Genomic DNA, 17,282 nt, shown 5'->3' on the forward strand with positions numbered 1-17,282 from the left:
GATACAATTACACTAAAATGTATTAATATGGATATAGGTCTATATACTATTATTTAGGGGGATCATCTTTAAATGTCTATTGCAGATATCCATAACCCTCTTCCTCATGGTCTTAGAGTTCATGAGGGTATCGGACGAGGGCATCTTATTACTAAGCATGTAGAGGTTAATGATAATGATCTTCTTCACAGATTAGCTACTGAAAGTATTAGCGGTGCAAGCAGATTCAATGATCTACCCACGGCAGAAACTGTCGTACGATCAGCCTTAATTTCAAATAATGCCAATATTATATCATGGCTTTCTAGTCGAGGGATAAGAACATCGATAACTTATACAGGTGATGGCACAGTTATTGGAAGAGGTGTATTCGAGGGCTCAGATGAGTTCCATGAGTTGTATAACGCAGAAGTTGTTATTAAGAGAAATAGTGATGGTGGGTTTATTTTAACCGGCTACCCAACTCTTTAACTTTGGAGGTGTCTAATGAACGAACAGGAAGAATTAAGGGATATTTTTAAATCATACTTTAACCAAGATATGGTATCAGTAGAGGTTGCAACAGAGGAGTTTCTTAATGAAAATGAGTTGGACTATAAGATCGAAATTGCTAATAGCATTGAAGGATTATTGAACTCCGCCTTCAGGGGAGAAGAGCTATCAAATTTTATTAGAACAAATACTGCAATAAGTTTCGCTAAATTAGACAGGGAACCAGTAGAATGGTTACAGTATTTTCGACAGAGCGTAATAAATAACATCCAAACTTCTGATTATTATGTGGATCTTTTTAAACGTGCTTTGAGAATTGGTGAAAATTTCATCGGTGAACCTGTAGATAATATTGAAGAAAAAATAGACAATGCCGTAGCTCTTATCACTGGCAATAGGGAATTTAGTATCATTGATAAAAATCGTTTAAGTGCACAGCTTCGTGACAATGCTCCAGAAAAGCCAGATCAAGTAGCTATGATTATCGATGGCGATAATGAGCCTTCGCCGTGGTATAATGCTAGATACGACCAAATTACTTGGAAATTCTGGAGAAGATATCGTAAATACCTTCTCGAGGTACAAAACAGAAATAGCCTATTTGTTGATAGTTTAGATAGTAGCACTGAGCAGATTATTAAAAGGTTAGAGGATCCAGAGGGAGTAAAGCCTTTTGATATTAAAGGATTGGTAGTAGGCCACGTTCAGTCAGGAAAAACAGCAAATTATACTGCATTGATTTGTAAAGCATTGGATGCAGGTTACAGGTTAGTCATTGTTTTGGCCGGACTACATGATGACCTTAGAACTCAAACTCAAATCAGGTTGGATGAAGAGGTTCTTGGGTATATGCAAGTTAGTGGTGCAGATCACTTTAGTAAAAAAGTTGGTGTCGGCCACATCGAAGAATTACCTATATATTGTCTTACTTCTCGGGAAGAAGGAGGCGATGTTAGCAGTAACCTATTAAGCAGAATTAATGTATACCCATCAGATACTACTCCATTATTACTGGTTGTAAAGAAAAACAAATATTTGCTCCAGGCGGTAATTAATTATTTCCGGCATAGAGGCAATGACCAGCCACTTTTACTGATAGATGATGAGGCTGATCAGGCGTCAATTGATACAGCAAAATATGAGGATTCTTTTTTGGATGAAGAGCAAGATCCATCCACAATTAATCGTCTAATCCGAGAATTATTGATGCAGTTCTCAAAGAAGGCGTATGTTGGCTACACGGCAACACCATTCGCGAATGTTTTGATTGATCATGAAGCAGATCATAGTGTATATGGACCAGACTTGTTTCCAAGAGATTTTATCGCTACGCTGTCTGTTCCAAAAAATTATATGGGACCCAGTGAGGTTTTCGGAATTTCTGGAGTAAGTAAAGGATTACCAATTATCAAGGAAGTTAGAGATGAATTTAATTTCTCGCCTGATGCTGAGGGTTACCCGACCCAAATACCTAATTCTCTAGTTAAATCAATACGATCTTTTATACTTTCTACGACATGTAGGGCATTGAGAGGTCAGGGAAATGATCATAACTCCATGCTTATACATGTGAAGAGATCCGTAGATTACCAACGAGAATTGTCCACTTTAGTTAAGGAGCAGTTGGATCGTATTGCTATTGCCTTAAAATATGATGACAGACCAGAAAGAGAAATAGAACTACAAGAACTACACAGCCTCTGGGCGAAAGACTTTATACCAACCAGTGAGACAATGTATGGAGATGTAAAAGAGAAATGGGAAGATATTGTTCGTGAAGTTAATAAAATTATCGCGCGAATAACAATCCAAATTATCAATGGCGAGTCGAATGATAGTCTTAATTATAAGGACAATACTGAAAAAGGTCTTTACGTTATTGTAATCGGTGGAGATAAGCTTTCACGAGGATTAACCTTAGACGGGCTAACAACAAGTTATTACCTTCGTTCAAGTAACTTATACGATACACTTATGCAAATGGGGCGTTGGTTTGGTTATCGTGAGGGCTATGAAGACTTATGCAGGGTCTACTCAACTCCCGACCTTATTGAAAGCTATCGTCATGTAGCTTTAGCTACGGAAAATCTGCGTAAAGATTTAAAACATATGCAGGCATGGGGTCTAACGCCAGTACAATTTGGATTAAGGGTTATGTCCCATCCATCTCTAATGATAACGAATGCGATGAAGTTGCGAAATGGGGTTACGGTCAATGAGACCCTATCTTATTCAGGAACGACTTCACAAACTGTACTATTTGAGACCAGTGATAAAATCATCGAACACAACTATTCGGTAACGGAAGAATTTATCACATCTACATCAAGCAGTACCCTTCAAACAGTATCGGGTAATTACATTTGGGAAAGTGATCATGCATTTGTGGTTGAGTTCCTGAAAAAATTTGTTACACCTGAAAATGCAATTACAGCAAAATCTGATTTGTGGGCGAGATATATCACTGAGCAAGTAGCTCATGGGGAACTGACAAATTGGACAGTAGCGCTGATGTCTAATATAAACAGCAATGAGTACAGTTTTAAATTTGCCAATAATAAACAGTGCAATCCTTTACTTCGTCAATATTTGATTAGAGAACATGATTCGGTTTCAATTGGAGCACTGACCAGTCAAGGAGATGAGTTTATTGATATTGACTTAGAAGGAATGGATAAAATGAAAGTAGAGGCTAAAAGGAAATTGCGGGATTCCAAAAATGCCCTACTGCTAATTTACCCATTAGTAATAACTAATAGGTATGAGACAGATGGTAAAAAACTTCCACTAGGGGATTTTAAGCAACAGATTTTTGGTCTTGCAGCTGCCTTCCCCTTTAGCCCCACGGCAAAATCGATAGATTTTGTTGCTAATAAGATCTATATTAAAAATAATCGTGAAAGTTAGTGAAAAAAAGGCAACCATAAGTGGTTGCTTTTTTTTATCCTATTCGCTTTATGTAACTCCTTTTTCCTCTTTCCTGAAAAATGTTGTTTTTTGAAGTATTCAATGAAATTTAGTTTTCAAGCTTGTTTACGAAAGTCGTCTACAAGGAGCAAGCTTCAAACAAATAGAACAATCTACAAACAATAGATCCTTATAAATCAAAGCCTTTAACCAATTAATACGGATTCTATCAAAATCATACATTTTTCCCGTGCGGAGTATGACTCAATCTACAAATAAATAGGATTATTCTAGCTAAGAGGCTTCCTGATCAGGAAGCCTCTCAGTTATGTTAGCGCCTATAAATTGATCGGTTTGCTTTGCTCAGTAAGGAAGCGGCATTCGATATGCAGTTGTTGCAGAAGATTTTGCCTCGTATTCAAGGGAGTAATCCGTCTGTGAAAAAAGCTTTGCTTCAATTGATGCAGGTGGCTCAGGATCGTAGTTTACCTATTACGGAATATATGGAGGATGCCTCTAAGCTTTATCTCTCTCCGGAAACGTTAGCGGCGTTCAAATATCCACAAAGCGCAAGGAAAATCGCCTTCATGCTACGGAGGTTAGAAGAAGATGGCTTTACCTCATACTGGCTCTCTTAGTCAAAGTACGGAATTGCTGCGAATCGAGACGAATCTGTTCAATCTCTATATTCAGGGCAAGCCGTTCCATCCCACGGTTGAAACTTTGAATCTCCATCGTAATGTGGATGAGGAGTGGGTAGATGCCCATTTTCACGCTGCGCAACTGGTGGATTCGTTGGTCATAGATTCTATTTCTGTTTTCTCTCATGAGCACAGGGCGATGACGAGTTGGAGTTCGGGCGTTGTGTGTGCGCCGAATTTTTATGAAACGCAGGCATATGAACTGGTCATTGAAAAGAAGGCAGATATTGCCTTAACCTTTTACCACGACAATATCCATGTGAGACAGGCGATTAAGCCGCTGGGGAAGATGATTTTATCAGGCATTCTTAATTTTCAAAATGAAGTTGGACTCTCTGAACTTGAGCTTCGATTGAATGGTGAGGCTATTTTTCGTCTCCAGTTAGAGATTTTTCCATCGAAAATAGATTATAAGAACGACTATCAGATGATCCTTAACGATGTTAATGAGCAGATTTATAATCTATCGTTCGATTTTCTGCGGAAAACGTACAACCTGACAGGGTTAAAAGAAACGAATCATCGGAGTTTGACTGAGTATTTTACGATTTTGCAGCATGTATTTACGCAGCTTGTGCAGGCTATTGAGAGAATCAAATTATCGCCACATTCTAAGCTTCAAAGCGAGAATCGTCTAGTAGATGCTGCACGTGTGAAAAGAGCTGGAAAAGAGAACATCGCTTTCCTAGCCAAGCGCCCACATCTATTAGCCAAGGATCCGGTGAACGGGGTCATTGAGGTAGGAGGCCAGCGTTATACACCGACTCATTTGCTTGAGACTAGACGCCATGTTCATTATGATACGGCTGAGAATCGCTTCGTAAAATGGGTGCTTGTACGCATTGGGCAGAAGCTGAAGGATGTTAAAACGCGTTTAGCTCAAAAAAGCCGTGTGGAAGATCCTAATCTTACGAGGAAGCTTAATCTTATGCAGAGTCAGGTGCAGCGGTTGTTACAGCATGATTTTTTGGATGTTGGCGAGATGAGGCAGCTGTCTATTTCTCTGGTTTTGCAAATGGCATCGGGGTACCGAGAGGTATACCGTTATTATTTAATGCTGTTAAAAGGTTTGTCGATTCAGAATGATCTTTTCCGATTATCGATGAAAGATTTGGCCCAGCTTTATGAATACTGGTGTTTCTTGAAGATTCACCATCTTTTAAGCAAAAAGTATGAGCTGCTCAAGCAAGATATTATCAAAATCAATCGGAGTGGACTGTTCGTCACACTGGATAAGTCCCAGCAGGCGAAGATGGTGTATAAAAACCCGTTGAACGGGGAGATTTTTACGCTGTTTTATAATGCGCTGCCCAAAGGGGATTGGAGTCCAACTCTGTCTCAGCGGCCAGATAATGTCCTGACTTTGAAAAAGAACGACGCCGCGGCGGAGTATAAATACATTTTCGATGCCAAATATCGCATTAATCCTGCTTATGAGGGTACGCCTTACTTCGAGAGGTACCGGATGCCGGGGCCGGAAGAGGATGATATCAATACGATGCACCGCTATCGGGATGCGATTGTGTATTCGGAGGGGCAGGGGAAAGAGTACGAGCGGAGTATGTTTGGGGCGTATGTGTTGTTTCCCTATCATGATGAGGAGCGGTTCCAGCAGCATAAGTTCTATAAAAGTGTTGAGCTCATTAATATTGGGGCTTTTCCATTTTTGCCGAATTCGACGAGCTTGATGGAGAAGTTCCTGGACGAGATTATCATGGATAGTCCGGAGAAAGCCTATGAGCGGACGACGAGACCGAGAGGGACGAAGGAGTATTACGGGAACAAGCTATCCGGGAAGAATGTGATGGTGGGGGCTTTGAGTAAGAAGCCTCAATTGGAGGCTGCGTTGGAGCATGGATTTTACCATACTCCTCTGCGAAATATTACGGATCATAAAGTGTTGACTAGACTAGAATACGTCACGTTGTATCAGTCGATTCGTTTGTTCGGTGCGGATGAAGCGGGTATCTCGTGGTATGGAAGAGTTAGAGAGTGGAAGGTTGTTCCACGCTCTGAGATAACGGCTATTCCTTCTAGTAGAGGTGCTACAGATGAGCTTTATGTTGTGTTTGAGGTGGAGGAGTGGGTTAAAAGAGAAGAAGCTATTGTTCCTGCGGGGCATGGGATTTATCGGATTTTGTATACGACGGATTACATGCTTAATAGGGCGAAGGAAGTCTCCGAACTGCGTTTGGAGACGGAAGAGGAATTGCGGGATTGGCGTGAGAAGCGGCGTGTGGGTAAGGTGAAGGTGACGCTGGATCGGGAGCATTTGGATTTGGGTAGTAATGTTTTGAAGATTGGGTTTGAGTAGGAAAAGGAATGATCTTTTTTCGGCTAAATAATAAGATGTTAATGGTTGAAAACACTAATGCGTTTATTGCCATTGTGTAATATGGTATCATAATCATATATATTCAATTGGCGGTGATAAATATGGATGAAGTACGAACTACAGAAGACTTAATGGAACAGTTATCAAACATGAACAGAGAGAATTCTGTGCGCCAGGTCTTTATTCCTGGAAAAGGGAAATTCACAATTGTTCTTCAAGAGGAAGATCCTAATTCCATTGCCACGGATGTTGAATTAAATCCTTACCTAAAACAAATGATGAATGAGAGTATGGAAGCATATAAAGTAGGGCGAACAAAGTCTACTTCTGAATTACTAAAATCCTTATCTCCAAAGGATTTTAGTAAATGAAATCCAATCAGGTAATTTGGCCTGAACCCATTGTCGAGAAATTGCGTTCTTTTCACAGCGAGCATTTTACACCTGAAGAAACATCGATTTTATTGTACAACTTATTTTAGAGTCTGAGGATTTTCTTATGAACCCAATCCTTGGCCGTACGTATGTTGAGGAATTTGGAGAGTTTAAAGGTTACTCAAGATTAGTCTGTAGGAAGTTTAGAATTTATTACAGAATGATCCAGAATGATATCGTGGTCATTGCTTTAATGTTTCCGGGTGAAAGATGAAATGAATAATTCGTAAGCCCTCTTGAGCATATTCTATGGCTCTAAGGGCTTATTTGGCATTCCGTAGAGAGACGTATTACTACTAGAAAACCCTAGATGCCCTCTAGGGTTTATTACTTTCACTCAAGCCCATCCTGATTGTCAACATCAACAATATCAGATGGGTTGAATATTTCAGGAAATGAAGTGGAGAACTTAAAACCTTTTGCAAGTGCTGACCTAATTAACAAGTCTTAATATAAGTTGGAATAAAGTTCAGGATGTATCACCTATATACACAATGTCCAAGCTAAAAAGTTTAAATCTAGAGCATAACCGTATTTCGGGTATTGATGCTCTTCGAGAACACCCTAATCTCTGGGAGATTAACCTGATTAATAATCCTTTAAATGAGCAAGCCATCCAAGTAATAAAAGAGAAACAACGCCTGGGGGTTGTTGTTAAGCACGGGGATCAGATCGTTTTGAAGTTAAATGACAACATATTGGAGTTCTCAGCTAATGAAGAGCCTCTACAGGAGAATGGAACTGTTCTTGTACCTATGCGACGAATTTTCAGTGTGTTGGGAGCAAGGGTATCTTGGGATGAAAATACACAAAGCATTACGGCTGAAAAAGGAAAAACAATTGTTAAGTTAACAATTGATTCATCCAAGGCTGTTATCAATAATAAAGAGGTTAGTCTAGATTTGGCACCACGCTTAACAAATGGAACGACATTAGTTCCAGTACGCTTTGTTAGCGAAGTCTTTGGCGCAAAAGTAGGTTGGGACGAGAAGGAACGCATGGTTATTATTGATAAACAATAAGAATTTATAAGATGAGGTCGTAAAGCTAAAGCCATCCTAATAAGAATGGCTTTAGCTTTTATTTTGTCGATAGTAATATAAAGGTAGCAATCACAATGACAGTCTAATTATTGTTCCTTGTGATATAATGGTAATATTGTGATGGGGAGGGGTATTATGGATTTTGTTAAAATAGATCATTTAAAAAGAGAACTGGATGATCTCAGACCTTTACCATCCGCGGCTGTAAGGAACTTAGATGAGGTATATCGCGTTGAGTGGACATACAACTCAAATGCAATCGAAGGTAATACGTTAACTCTACTAGAAACCAAATTAGTCTTAGAAGAAGGACTAACCATAGGTGGCAAAAAGCTACGTGAACACTTCGAAGTTATCAATCATTCGGAAGCAATCAACTATGTTCAGGATGTTGCAACTCGGAACATTGAACTTACAGAATATGTAATAAAGTCAGTTCATCAACTCGTTCTTAAGAACATTGACGATGAAAACGCAGGGCGATATCGGATGATTAATGTTATGATATCAGGCTCACAGCATACCCCACCGCATTTTACAGTGGTTCCTGAGCAAATGGAAAAGCTAGTTCAGTGGTATCATGAACAAAAAGATAAACTACATCCAGTTGAGCTAGCTGCGCAGTTCCATTTCCGCTTCGTATACATTCATCCTTTTTCTGATGGGAATGGGCGTACAGCACGACTATTAATGAATTTAATTTTAATGGCATACGGATTTCCGCCTGCAATTGTAAAAGCTGAAAATGATGCAAGACTGAAATATTATGTGACTTTAGAAACAGCAAGTATAGGCAATGATCTAGGACCATTCGTAGAACTAATTGCCGGATGTGTAGAGGATAGTTTGCAAAGATATATTGGAGCTGTAAAGTGACTTCGATTAACCCTGCCTTTATTATGGATGGGGTTATTTGGTTGCAAACATAGATTTAAATCCTTTCAGAAAAGAGAGCCAAACGCGATGATCAAAATAATCAGGTCGAAAGTAGAAGCCGAGCTTCAGGCCTTCGTCGGGACTGACGCTTATATCCACAGCGAAGCGACTTCATTTGTCTTCGTTCGCAATTTCAAAGTCAAGGTTACCCATGTCTTTATAGCGGGGGAAGGCCCTTTTCGTGCCGCTCTACGGTTCGATGGGCATGGCTGGCTGCGAATGGAGGCGCTCACGCATTATGAGGTAGATGGGAATGGTCGTCTTTTGCTGGCTGGCTATGATGACAGAGGTCGGATGAATGTTGCTCTGCACTTGGGAAAGGAGCCGTTTCCAGAATGAACAAAATCGATAAAGCCAAAAAGCTGCTCGCGGTGTTTGCCCATCCTGACGACGAGTCGTTTATTTGTGGAGGTACTCTCGCCAAATATGCCAGTGAGGGGGTGGACATTACGCTGGTGAGCGCCACGCGGGGTGAAATGGGACGACGCATGGGTAATCCACCCTATCTCAACCGGGAATCGATGGCGGCTGCGCGCGAAATGGAACTACGGCAGGCCTGCGAGAGCCTGGGCATCCGGCAGCTCCTATTTTTGGATATCCGCGACAAAACAGTTGAGTTTGCCGATGAGGATAGCCTGATAGCACGGATTGCGGCTCTCATTAATGAAGTGGATCCCGATGTCGTGCTTACGTTTCACGAAACGCTGGGTGGACACCCAGATCATTGCGCAATTGGAAAAGCGACGACGAACGCTTTTGGGCGAACAGGACATCGGGGCGCTTTATATTTCATTACGTTCGGTGACGCAATGGAGCGTCCGGAGCGTTTCGGGTATACCCGTAAGGATGTCTTTAAAATCGACGTGCATGTTCATCTGGAAGCAAAGCTCGCCGCGTTTCGGGCCCACCGCTGCCAGACTGAAATCGACGAATGGGTATGGCTGCCCGACCAAGAGGCGCTGACGAAATTCGGCAGATATGAATACTTTTTGAAGGCGGATAGGGAGGCTCCGACGCGGGTTCTCGATGATTTGTTTTAGCGTCTCTCTCGGATCACAAGGATGTCTCGGCTAAAGCGGCTTTAGCCAAGGTATGAAGCACTGTACTATCCATTGGCGGATTATGCAGGCCTGCGCGAACATCCCGGTAATACCGTTCCAAAGGCCGATTGCGGGATAAACTCGCGGCACCGACAATTCTCATCGCCAAGTCCACGATTTTGATGGCGTTGTTGGTGGCAACATACTTGGCCAAGCCGAGCTCTGGTTTCAACGCGGGTCGGTCTTCCTTCTCCAGATCCCAGCGATCCGCCACCGCATAAAGGAGCGAGCGTGCGGTTCGCAATTCGATTTCCATCTCTCCGATCGACTGCTGGACGGAAGGGAGTGCGGCGATCGGTTCGTTCATATGGTTGGGTCGATAGGAGCGGGCAAATTCAAGGGCGTAATCACGTGCCGCCATGGCAATGCCCATGTAACATGCCGGAATATGCAGAAGCCAACCACCCCCGTCATCCATGCCATTACCGGAGAGCCTCATGTCTTTGTCTACAAAAACGCCATCCAGCACCACATCGTGGCTTCCGGTCGCGCGCATCCCGAGTGTATCCCAGGTTTCCACCAAGGTCACCTGGTCCGTCCGGTGAATCAGGAAGTCGGCCGTACAGTCTTCATCCGGGATATACGCCGATACCACAAAACGATCGAGGATCGGTGAAAGCGTACTAAACGTTTTGCGTCCCGTAATCCGCCATCCGCCGTCCGTAGGGACCGCTGTCGTTTCGGGCTTTCCGCCCCGGCTGGGACTGCCGGATGCTGCTTCGCTAGCAAAGGTGTTGATCATCGTCCCGTCGCTCACGACGGAACGGCACAAATCGGCAAATATAGCCTCCGGCCATTTCCGGGTTGTCCCGAGATGAAGGATCTGACCGACATGCCAGCCAACGGCCAATGCGGTCGATCCGTCTCCGTAAGCTAGCCTCTCCTGCAGCAAGACGAGGGCATAAAGCGAGAGTCCATTCCCGCCGAATTCTTGAGGGACGGTTAGCTTTAAGTACCCGGCCTCGCGCAGGTCTGCGAAATTTTCAAATGGAAATGATCCCTCTTGGTCGTGCCGCGTGGCCCTCCCTGCAAAATGGGCAGCCAGCTCCTCTGCTTTTCTGGCCCAAGCCCGCTCTTCCTCGTTGCGAATATATTGATCAATGACTCGATTCATCTATTACACACTCCTTTTCTTACTTATTATATCAGCTGTTGTATAGCGAGTTATAACAGTCTCTATCAAACTCGATGGTTTTTATTGTGAAGAAACTTTAATTTATTTCGAGTAGAATGTTTAATGTTCGTATGGAAAAATGAACAGGGGTTCGACTCCATGCTTTTGTTACATTACGAGCTCTTCAAAGTAATCCTTATCGACCCAATCCTTTTTCAAACGTAAAGAACCCACTGTTCAGGCGAGACAAAGTGAACTTTAATGTCACACAGTGATTATTGCGACAAAAAAAGTGACAGTCTCGGAAAAAGCCCGACAGAATTCGACCGAAATGCCAGAAATCTTAAGTTTTTCACTTTCTTCCACTTTGCATTAAAGCCAGAATCTGATAGGATATAAAGAAAGACGATAGTTTTAGTAAGAATTAAAAGGAGGCACCTTTTCCATGGAAAAAATGATGCTTGATTCTATAGATGAAATGACGCATCTGGATCAACTTGAGGCTGAAGCGATTTATATTATTCGAGAAGTAGCGGCGGAATGTGAAAATCCCGTGATGCTGTATTCAATCGGTAAGGATAGTTCCGTGATGCTGCATTTGGCGCTGAAAGCTTTTTATCCGGAGAAGCCGCCATTTTCTTTTATGCATATTGATACAACGTGGAAGTTCAAAGAAATGATTGAATTCCGTGATCGTAAAGCCAAAGAATTCGGAATTAACATGATTGTTCACTCCAATCAGGAAGGGATTGATCAAGGGATCAACCCGTTCGATCATGGTTCCGCGTATACGGATATTATGAAAACCCAAGCTTTGAAAGAAGGATTGGACAAATACGGATTTACGGCTGCGTTCGGCGGCGGAAGACGTGACGAGGAGAAGTCGCGTGCGAAGGAGCGGATTTTCTCTTTCCGGAATAAGAATCATGCCTGGGATCCGAAAAACCAACGGCCGGAAATGTGGAAACTTTTCAACACAAGAATCAATAAGGGAGAAAGCATCCGCGTTTTCCCAATATCCAATTGGACGGAAAAAGACATCTGGCAATACATTCGCAGAGAAAACATTGATATTGTGCCTCTCTATTTTGCCAAAGAAAGACCTGTACTCGAACGCGACGGACATCTTATCATGGTGGATGATGATCGCTTGAAGCTCGAGCCTCATGAGAAAATTGAAATGAAGAAGATGCGCTTTCGCACATTAGGCTGCTATCCGCTTACAGGAGGAGCAGAGTCGGAGGCTGATACGATAGATGCCATTATTGAAGAAACGCTTGGTGCGGTCTCATCCGAACGGACAACGCGGGTAATTGACCAAGAAGCGGCGGGAAGCATGGAAAGACGTAAACGGGAGGGTTATTTCTAAAATGAAAAGTCTGCTTAAATTTATTACTTGCGGAAGTGTAGACGACGGAAAATCCACCTTAATTGGACATATGCTTTATGAGGCCAAGCTTTTATTCGCCGACCAGGAAAAAGCGTTAGAGCTGGATAGCAGACTGGGCAGCCGCGGCGGCAAAATTGACTATTCCTTGCTTCTAGATGGGTTACTGGCTGAGCGCGAACAAGGGATTACGATTGATGTGGCTTATCGGTATTTTACGACGGACCACCGTTCGTTCATCGTTGCGGACACACCTGGACACGAAGAATATACCCGTAACATGGCCGTAGGCGCATCTTTTGCGGATCTGGCTATCATTCTTGTGGACGCAAAGAAAGGGGTTATTACCCAAACTAAGCGCCACACTCGAATTTGCGCACTTATGGGCATTAAACATCTTGTTTTAGCTGTGAACAAAATGGATTTAGTGGGTTTTGATCCTAAGATATTTGATGCGATCAAACAAGAATTCTTGCAATTGACCGCTGAGTTTCACTTTGAAAGTATTCAGGTGATCCCTGTTTCTGCCACAGAAGGGGATAACATTACGAAAAAATCGCCAAATACCCCTTGGTACGAAGGCCTTGCCTTGCTGCCATATTTGGAAAATGTGGACGTTCATCAGAGCGACAGTACGAAGCAATTTATGATGCCGATTCAGCGTGTAAGCCGTCCGGATCATACATTCCGTGGTTTCCAAGGCCAAATTGAGGCTGGGCGTATCGCGGTTGGCGATGAGCTGACAACGTTGCCTAGTCATGAGAAGGCGAAAGTCAAACGGATCCTCGTGACTGACCAAGATCGCGATTATGCCTATGCTGGACAGCCCGTAACCATTCAATTGGATCGGGAAGTCGACGTTTCGCGGGGCTGTGTATTCACGAAGGATAGTCAAATCCATGAGGCGGATAGTTTCTCAGCTACGATTCTTTGGATGGATGATTCTGTGCTGACGCCAGGCAAAAACTATCTGGTCAAAGTAGGAACGAAAGTCCTGCCAGGTACCGTAACGGCCATTAAACATAAAATCGAAATTAATACTGGAAAAAGGGTTCCAACTGATCATATTGTCAAAAATGAATTGGCAACATGTGAGTTTTCTTTATCTGACAATATCGTAATTGATTCTTTTGAACAAAATAAAAGCATTGGCGGATTTATTCTGATCGATCGTGTCACCAATATGACATCTGCTTGCGGAGTGATTGAGCAAATCCTTCAAAGCTCCGACATTTCTGTACGGCTAGATACGGAAGTCACCAGAGATGTTCGTGCTCAGCAAAAAGGTCAGAATCCTTTGACCCTTTGGTTCACTGGTTCGCTTTCAGATCAATCGGCCCTTGCGAAAGAAGTCGAAAAACGTTTGGTATCGACAGGCCACCATACCATGTTACTGGCGAATGGCCAGGGAGAATCGTTGCAGCGATTAGCAGAAGTTGCCAAATTAATGAACGATGCTGGACTTATTGCATTGGTATCGAATGATTCCTCGAACATTAACGACCGAGAAACCGCGCGAGACATCATTGGCAAAGAATATATTGAAGTTTATGTAAACGGACCGCTTGCAGGCAGCTCGAGCACAAATCCTGGGAAACCGGAAATCGAAATCGATATAAGCAAGTTTTCAATCGAAGAAGCTGCAAATTATGTAGTGAAACGAATTATTAAATATTTAATCAATGAGAGTAGTCGTGGACAATTCCTTAATTTCTAATGCTTAAACGAATCGACGTAACGAAATAGTCTTTGAAAAATAGTATCCCTACATCACCGTGAATAGTGATGTAGGGATATTTTTTGTCTTTGAATGCGAGTAACGGATTTTCTTTCTAAAAGGATTCCAATACAACTCGCGGGGAAGCCGCCTTGTTAATCAATCAACTGCTTCAGAATGCTGCTTGGCCAGAGAATTAATTTGGTCGAATTAACAGAAGTTATTTGTCGGTCTACCAAATGCTTTACATGATTAACTATAGTTAACACTATTAACCAACATAAGGGATGTGGTGTAGATATATGTTATACTTCCGTTAGCGACATTGTGAAAAGGAGATTTATAATGCCTACGATTACGAAAAGACCATTCGACCAAGAGTTCCAAACGATATTAAGTGAATTGCAATCCGGCTACCATGCAGGGGAATTGAGTAAGAAGGAAAGCTCGGAGCTGCCTAATGATGTATATCTCATTGAAGTTGAAAACACGATGGTAGGGTATGCCGTGGTTTGGGAATACACGAGTGCGAAACAGTTAATTCAGAAAGCGGAGAAAAATTATTTTAACGATGATGAAAAATACTTAGAACAAGACTTCTATATTGATATCAAGAACAAAACAGATTATGTATTTATAGAAGCATTGGATGTACTGAAAGAATTTGAACGGAAGGGCTATGCAGCTTTCTTCATGGATTGGCTTAAACTGAAATATCCTAATAAGAAAATGTATGTTTATTCGTTAGAAAAGTCACGTAATTTTTGGTACAAGCAGGGTTTTGAGGTTGTGGGTAATACAGTTTGGTTGTCGTATAATTAAATGTTTTTGTTCAAGGATTGAATGGGGACATCATTGAGGTAAATAAAGGATCACCTCTATATAAACGGAGGCGATCCTACTAATTCAATGGTAGCGATTTTACTTATTAACTAGAAAAGCCGCAACTTCTGCTAATCGCGAAGCGTAGCCCCATTCATTATCGTACCAAGTTGCAACGGATAGGATTTCACCCTGCAGTTGGGTTAAAGGAAGGTCAATAATGGAGGAGTGGGGGTCGCCTACAATACGAGATGATGCCCATTCACCTTCCAGAACATCAAGAACTCCCTTTAGTTGGCCATCTTTGGCAGCACTGCGGAAAATATCATTTACCTGCTGTACCGTACATGGCTTTTCAGTTACAAGGTTTAATTCAGCAATACTTCCGGTGCGCGTTGGAATCCGGTAGGCTTTTCCGGTAATCTGCAAATCATTCCAGATAAATTTAAGGGCTCTTGCAGCTCCTGATGAAGAAGGAATGATATTCTCAGCTGCAGCCCACGAATCTCGGCGATCCTTCATAGGCTGATCCGTTAGCGACTGGGTGTTCGTGTAAGAATGGACGGTGGAGAAGAGACCATACTTAATCCCGAAGTTTTCTTTGACTATTTTGACCACTGGAGCCAATGCGTTGGTCGTGCAACTCGCCATACTAATAATTTTATGCTTTTCCGGATCAAAACTATCTAAATTTATCCCTTTCAGCAATACAGCATCACAATCTTCGAGGCTCTTGCTAGGCCCACTAACTAATACTCTATTTGCCCCGCGATCCAAATGGACCTGAGCAACAGCACGGGTGACAGCTCGGCCAGTACAGTCTATTACCAGATCTACATCTAATTCTTTCCAATTAGGGACTTCCTTCGATGAATCGATAAACAGAATTTCGCGTCCACCGATTACCATACTACCTTCTTGTGCCGATACGGCTTCGTGCCAGCGCTTATAGTTGGTATCAACTTCGAATAGAGCGGCAAGTGTTGCTGCGTCTTTAATATCAGAGATGGACACGGGAACAAATAGTTGATCCTGTAAAGCTACTCTTAATAACTGTCTGCCAATACGCCCAAATCCAAATATTCCTATTTTGCCCATGGTATAACCTCCATTGAATGATAAATATGAATTCCTACGGGTACGACTCAATTTTAGCATATTTTGGTTCCTATCACTCAGGAAGCATTATTTTGCAGCATTTTTGGCCTGTTCTTCTTTTAATCTTTCAGGGGTAACATTATCTCCGTTCGGGTCAATAATTGTAGAATTCAAGAGCAAGCTGTCTATTGAACCGCGAAATATTTGAAGATATTCTTTACGCAGATTGGCTTGTTCTGTTTTTTCAATCTCCGTTAATCCGATTTCTTTCTCTTTTCTTGAAAGCTCATTAATTTTATTTAAAATGGTAAGCATAGTGAATCACTCCTTTTATATGATTTGTGTAAAGTTGGTACATTTTTATTCAGAAGTTTTTAAAATGTCATGATCAACGTATCTTTCCCCATTTATTTCGCTAATGACATTTATCACCACTCTAGCTCCGTCACCAGCGGTGATGATGGCATGGACGCTAACGCCAGCTGCTGTACCTGCCGCCCAAATGCCATCCAAACTTGTTTGGCCATTTGTATCAACATCAATGACCGTCTTAATTCGCGGTTCGGTTGCTGGTTTTGTTTTTAATCCCAAATGTTCCGCAAGCTCTGTTAGTGCCCCCGTAGCAATAATGATATATTTAGCTTCATATTGTCCGATATTGGTTTCAATGTGAAAACCTGCATCTATTTTAACGATATTTTGAACCTTCTCATCCTTTACTGCGGCGCCAAATTTAACGGCCTGTTTCTTACCAATATCTATAAGATCAGGGCCGGAAATTTCTTCAATACCATAATAATTTTCAAGCCACGCTCTTTTTGTCATGCTTTTATCATTATGGATGAGTAAAGTATTCTTTCCTGCTTTTGCTGCAAATAATGCTGCACTTGCTCCTGCGGGACCTGCGCCAATTACTGCGATATCGTACATATCAACAACTCCTTCGAATGTGTGTGAATTTAGTATTCTTTGCGTAAATACTTGGTTAAGCTATTATTTTTTTTGTATGCAAGAAAATTATCTTTAAATTAAGATTCTTAGTTATGAGATAATAATATGCTTCATAAAGTGAAAAGTCAAGATGTATTTTATTTTTTCGATTTGCCATGTATCGACAAGTAGTAACATCCAGGAAACCGTTGTTCCAAGGTGGAATATCGTGGTCCCATTTCAATTAAAAGACTAGCATTTCAGGC

At 41.9% G+C, this 17,282-nt stretch carries 16 protein-coding genes and 1 pseudogene; 13 read left to right on the forward strand and 4 right to left on the reverse strand.

The features are described 5' to 3' along the window. Positions 1-72 precede the first annotated feature (72 nt). From AC58U0_RS28400 to AC58U0_RS28445, 10 genes and pseudogenes are all read left to right on the forward strand, one after another. Complete coding sequence (locus tag AC58U0_RS28400) at positions 73-471, forward strand: RNase A-like domain-containing protein (RefSeq protein WP_497382207.1); 399 nt, start codon at positions 73-75, stop codon at positions 469-471. Between the two features lie 15 nt (positions 472-486). After that, positions 487-3,399, forward strand: coding sequence for a Z1 domain-containing protein (locus AC58U0_RS28405; RefSeq protein ID WP_497382208.1), 2,913 nt, complete (start codon positions 487-489; stop codon positions 3,397-3,399). Positions 3,400-3,785: 386 nt separating this feature from the next. Then, complete coding sequence (locus AC58U0_RS28410; RefSeq protein ID WP_497382209.1) at positions 3,786-4,037, forward strand: DUF8727 domain-containing protein; 252 nt, start codon at positions 3,786-3,788, stop codon at positions 4,035-4,037. Then, positions 4,009-6,414, forward strand: coding sequence for a DUF2357 domain-containing protein (locus AC58U0_RS28415; RefSeq protein WP_497382210.1), 2,406 nt, complete (start codon positions 4,009-4,011; stop codon positions 6,412-6,414). Before AC58U0_RS28410 ends, AC58U0_RS28415 begins: the two co-directional genes overlap by 29 nt. A 122-nt stretch (positions 6,415-6,536) precedes the next feature. Next, a complete protein-coding gene (locus AC58U0_RS28420; protein WP_047676411.1) occupies positions 6,537-6,806 on the forward strand; it encodes a hypothetical protein in 270 nt (89 codons plus the stop codon). Positions 6,807-7,318: 512 nt separating this feature from the next. Then, positions 7,319-7,459, forward strand: a pseudogene (locus tag AC58U0_RS28425) (hypothetical protein); the annotation flags it as partial. Positions 7,460-7,492: 33 nt separating this feature from the next. Next, complete coding sequence (locus AC58U0_RS28430) at positions 7,493-7,891, forward strand: copper amine oxidase N-terminal domain-containing protein (RefSeq protein ID WP_497382243.1); 399 nt, start codon at positions 7,493-7,495, stop codon at positions 7,889-7,891. Between the two features lie 156 nt (positions 7,892-8,047). Further along, positions 8,048-8,788: a Fic family protein gene (locus AC58U0_RS28435; RefSeq protein WP_497382211.1), complete on the forward strand. Its 741-nt coding sequence runs from the start codon at positions 8,048-8,050 to the stop codon at positions 8,786-8,788. 87 nt (positions 8,789-8,875) lie between these two features. Next, on the forward strand, positions 8,876-9,187 hold the full coding sequence (locus AC58U0_RS28440) for a DUF1806 family protein (RefSeq protein ID WP_056830839.1): 312 nt from the start codon (positions 8,876-8,878) through the stop codon (positions 9,185-9,187). Then, positions 9,184-9,888: a PIG-L family deacetylase gene (locus tag AC58U0_RS28445; protein WP_497382212.1), complete on the forward strand. Its 705-nt coding sequence runs from the start codon at positions 9,184-9,186 to the stop codon at positions 9,886-9,888. Before AC58U0_RS28440 ends, AC58U0_RS28445 begins: the two co-directional genes overlap by 4 nt. 13 nt (positions 9,889-9,901) lie before the next feature. On the opposite strand, the gene AC58U0_RS28450 is transcribed toward AC58U0_RS28445, so the two are convergent. Then, positions 9,902-11,062, reverse strand: a complete 1,161-nt coding sequence (locus AC58U0_RS28450; protein WP_497382213.1) for an acyl-CoA dehydrogenase family protein — start codon at positions 11,060-11,062, stop codon at positions 9,902-9,904. A 445-nt stretch (positions 11,063-11,507) separates the two neighbouring features. Here AC58U0_RS28450 and cysD point away from each other — a divergent pair, with 445 nt between their 5' ends. From cysD to AC58U0_RS28465, 3 genes are all read left to right on the forward strand, one after another. Beyond that, a complete protein-coding gene (gene cysD, locus AC58U0_RS28455; protein ID WP_268795864.1) occupies positions 11,508-12,431 on the forward strand; it encodes a sulfate adenylyltransferase subunit CysD in 924 nt (307 codons plus the stop codon). 1 nt (position 12,432) lies between these two features. Next, positions 12,433-14,166, forward strand: coding sequence for a GTP-binding protein (locus AC58U0_RS28460; protein WP_497382214.1), 1,734 nt, complete (start codon positions 12,433-12,435; stop codon positions 14,164-14,166). Positions 14,167-14,511: 345 nt separating this feature from the next. Then, complete coding sequence (locus tag AC58U0_RS28465) at positions 14,512-14,988, forward strand: GNAT family N-acetyltransferase (protein ID WP_497382215.1); 477 nt, start codon at positions 14,512-14,514, stop codon at positions 14,986-14,988. Between the two features lie 99 nt (positions 14,989-15,087). Here the strand turns inward: AC58U0_RS28465 and AC58U0_RS28470 are convergent, their stop codons facing one another. From AC58U0_RS28470 to AC58U0_RS28480, 3 genes are all read right to left on the reverse strand, one after another. Further along, positions 15,088-16,086 (reverse strand): type I glyceraldehyde-3-phosphate dehydrogenase, encoded by a 999-nt coding sequence (locus tag AC58U0_RS28470; RefSeq protein WP_497382216.1) that lies wholly within the window; start codon positions 16,084-16,086, stop codon positions 15,088-15,090. Between the two features lie 87 nt (positions 16,087-16,173). Continuing rightward, positions 16,174-16,401: a DUF896 domain-containing protein gene (locus tag AC58U0_RS28475; protein WP_497382217.1), complete on the reverse strand. Its 228-nt coding sequence runs from the start codon at positions 16,399-16,401 to the stop codon at positions 16,174-16,176. Between the two features lie 45 nt (positions 16,402-16,446). Further along, positions 16,447-17,016, reverse strand: coding sequence for an FAD-dependent oxidoreductase (locus AC58U0_RS28480; protein ID WP_497382218.1), 570 nt, complete (start codon positions 17,014-17,016; stop codon positions 16,447-16,449). Positions 17,017-17,282 lie beyond the last annotated feature (266 nt).

The sequence above is a fragment of the Paenibacillus sp. J31P190 genome, assembly GCF_059692075.1.

Excerpts from the sequence above, each read along its gene's own strand:
- AC58U0_RS28445 (WP_497382212.1), top strand. The coding sequence starts at position 9,184 with ATGAACAAAATCGATAAAGCCAAAAAGCTGCTCGCGGTGTTTGCCCAT.
- AC58U0_RS28440 (WP_056830839.1), top strand. The coding sequence starts at position 8,876 with ATGATCAAAATAATCAGGTCGAAAGTAGAAGCCGAGCTTCAGGCCTTC.
- AC58U0_RS28405 (WP_497382208.1), top strand. The coding sequence starts at position 487 with ATGAACGAACAGGAAGAATTAAGGGATATTTTTAAATCATACTTTAAC.
- AC58U0_RS28435 (WP_497382211.1), top strand. The coding sequence starts at position 8,048 with ATGGATTTTGTTAAAATAGATCATTTAAAAAGAGAACTGGATGATCTC.
- AC58U0_RS28410 (WP_497382209.1), top strand. The coding sequence starts at position 3,786 with ATGCAGTTGTTGCAGAAGATTTTGCCTCGTATTCAAGGGAGTAATCCG.
- AC58U0_RS28420 (WP_047676411.1), top strand. The coding sequence starts at position 6,537 with ATGGATGAAGTACGAACTACAGAAGACTTAATGGAACAGTTATCAAAC.
- AC58U0_RS28400 (WP_497382207.1), top strand. The coding sequence starts at position 73 with ATGTCTATTGCAGATATCCATAACCCTCTTCCTCATGGTCTTAGAGTT.
- AC58U0_RS28415 (WP_497382210.1), top strand. The coding sequence starts at position 4,009 with ATGGCTTTACCTCATACTGGCTCTCTTAGTCAAAGTACGGAATTGCTG.
- AC58U0_RS28480 (WP_497382218.1), bottom strand. The coding sequence starts at position 17,016 with ATGTACGATATCGCAGTAATTGGCGCAGGTCCCGCAGGAGCAAGTGCA.
- AC58U0_RS28450 (WP_497382213.1), bottom strand. The coding sequence starts at position 11,062 with ATGAATCGAGTCATTGATCAATATATTCGCAACGAGGAAGAGCGGGCT.
- AC58U0_RS28475 (WP_497382217.1), bottom strand. The coding sequence starts at position 16,401 with ATGCTTACCATTTTAAATAAAATTAATGAGCTTTCAAGAAAAGAGAAA.
- AC58U0_RS28470 (WP_497382216.1), bottom strand. The coding sequence starts at position 16,086 with ATGGGCAAAATAGGAATATTTGGATTTGGGCGTATTGGCAGACAGTTA.
- AC58U0_RS28465 (WP_497382215.1), top strand. The coding sequence starts at position 14,512 with ATGCCTACGATTACGAAAAGACCATTCGACCAAGAGTTCCAAACGATA.
- AC58U0_RS28460 (WP_497382214.1), top strand. The coding sequence starts at position 12,433 with ATGAAAAGTCTGCTTAAATTTATTACTTGCGGAAGTGTAGACGACGGA.
- cysD (WP_268795864.1), top strand. The coding sequence starts at position 11,508 with ATGGAAAAAATGATGCTTGATTCTATAGATGAAATGACGCATCTGGAT.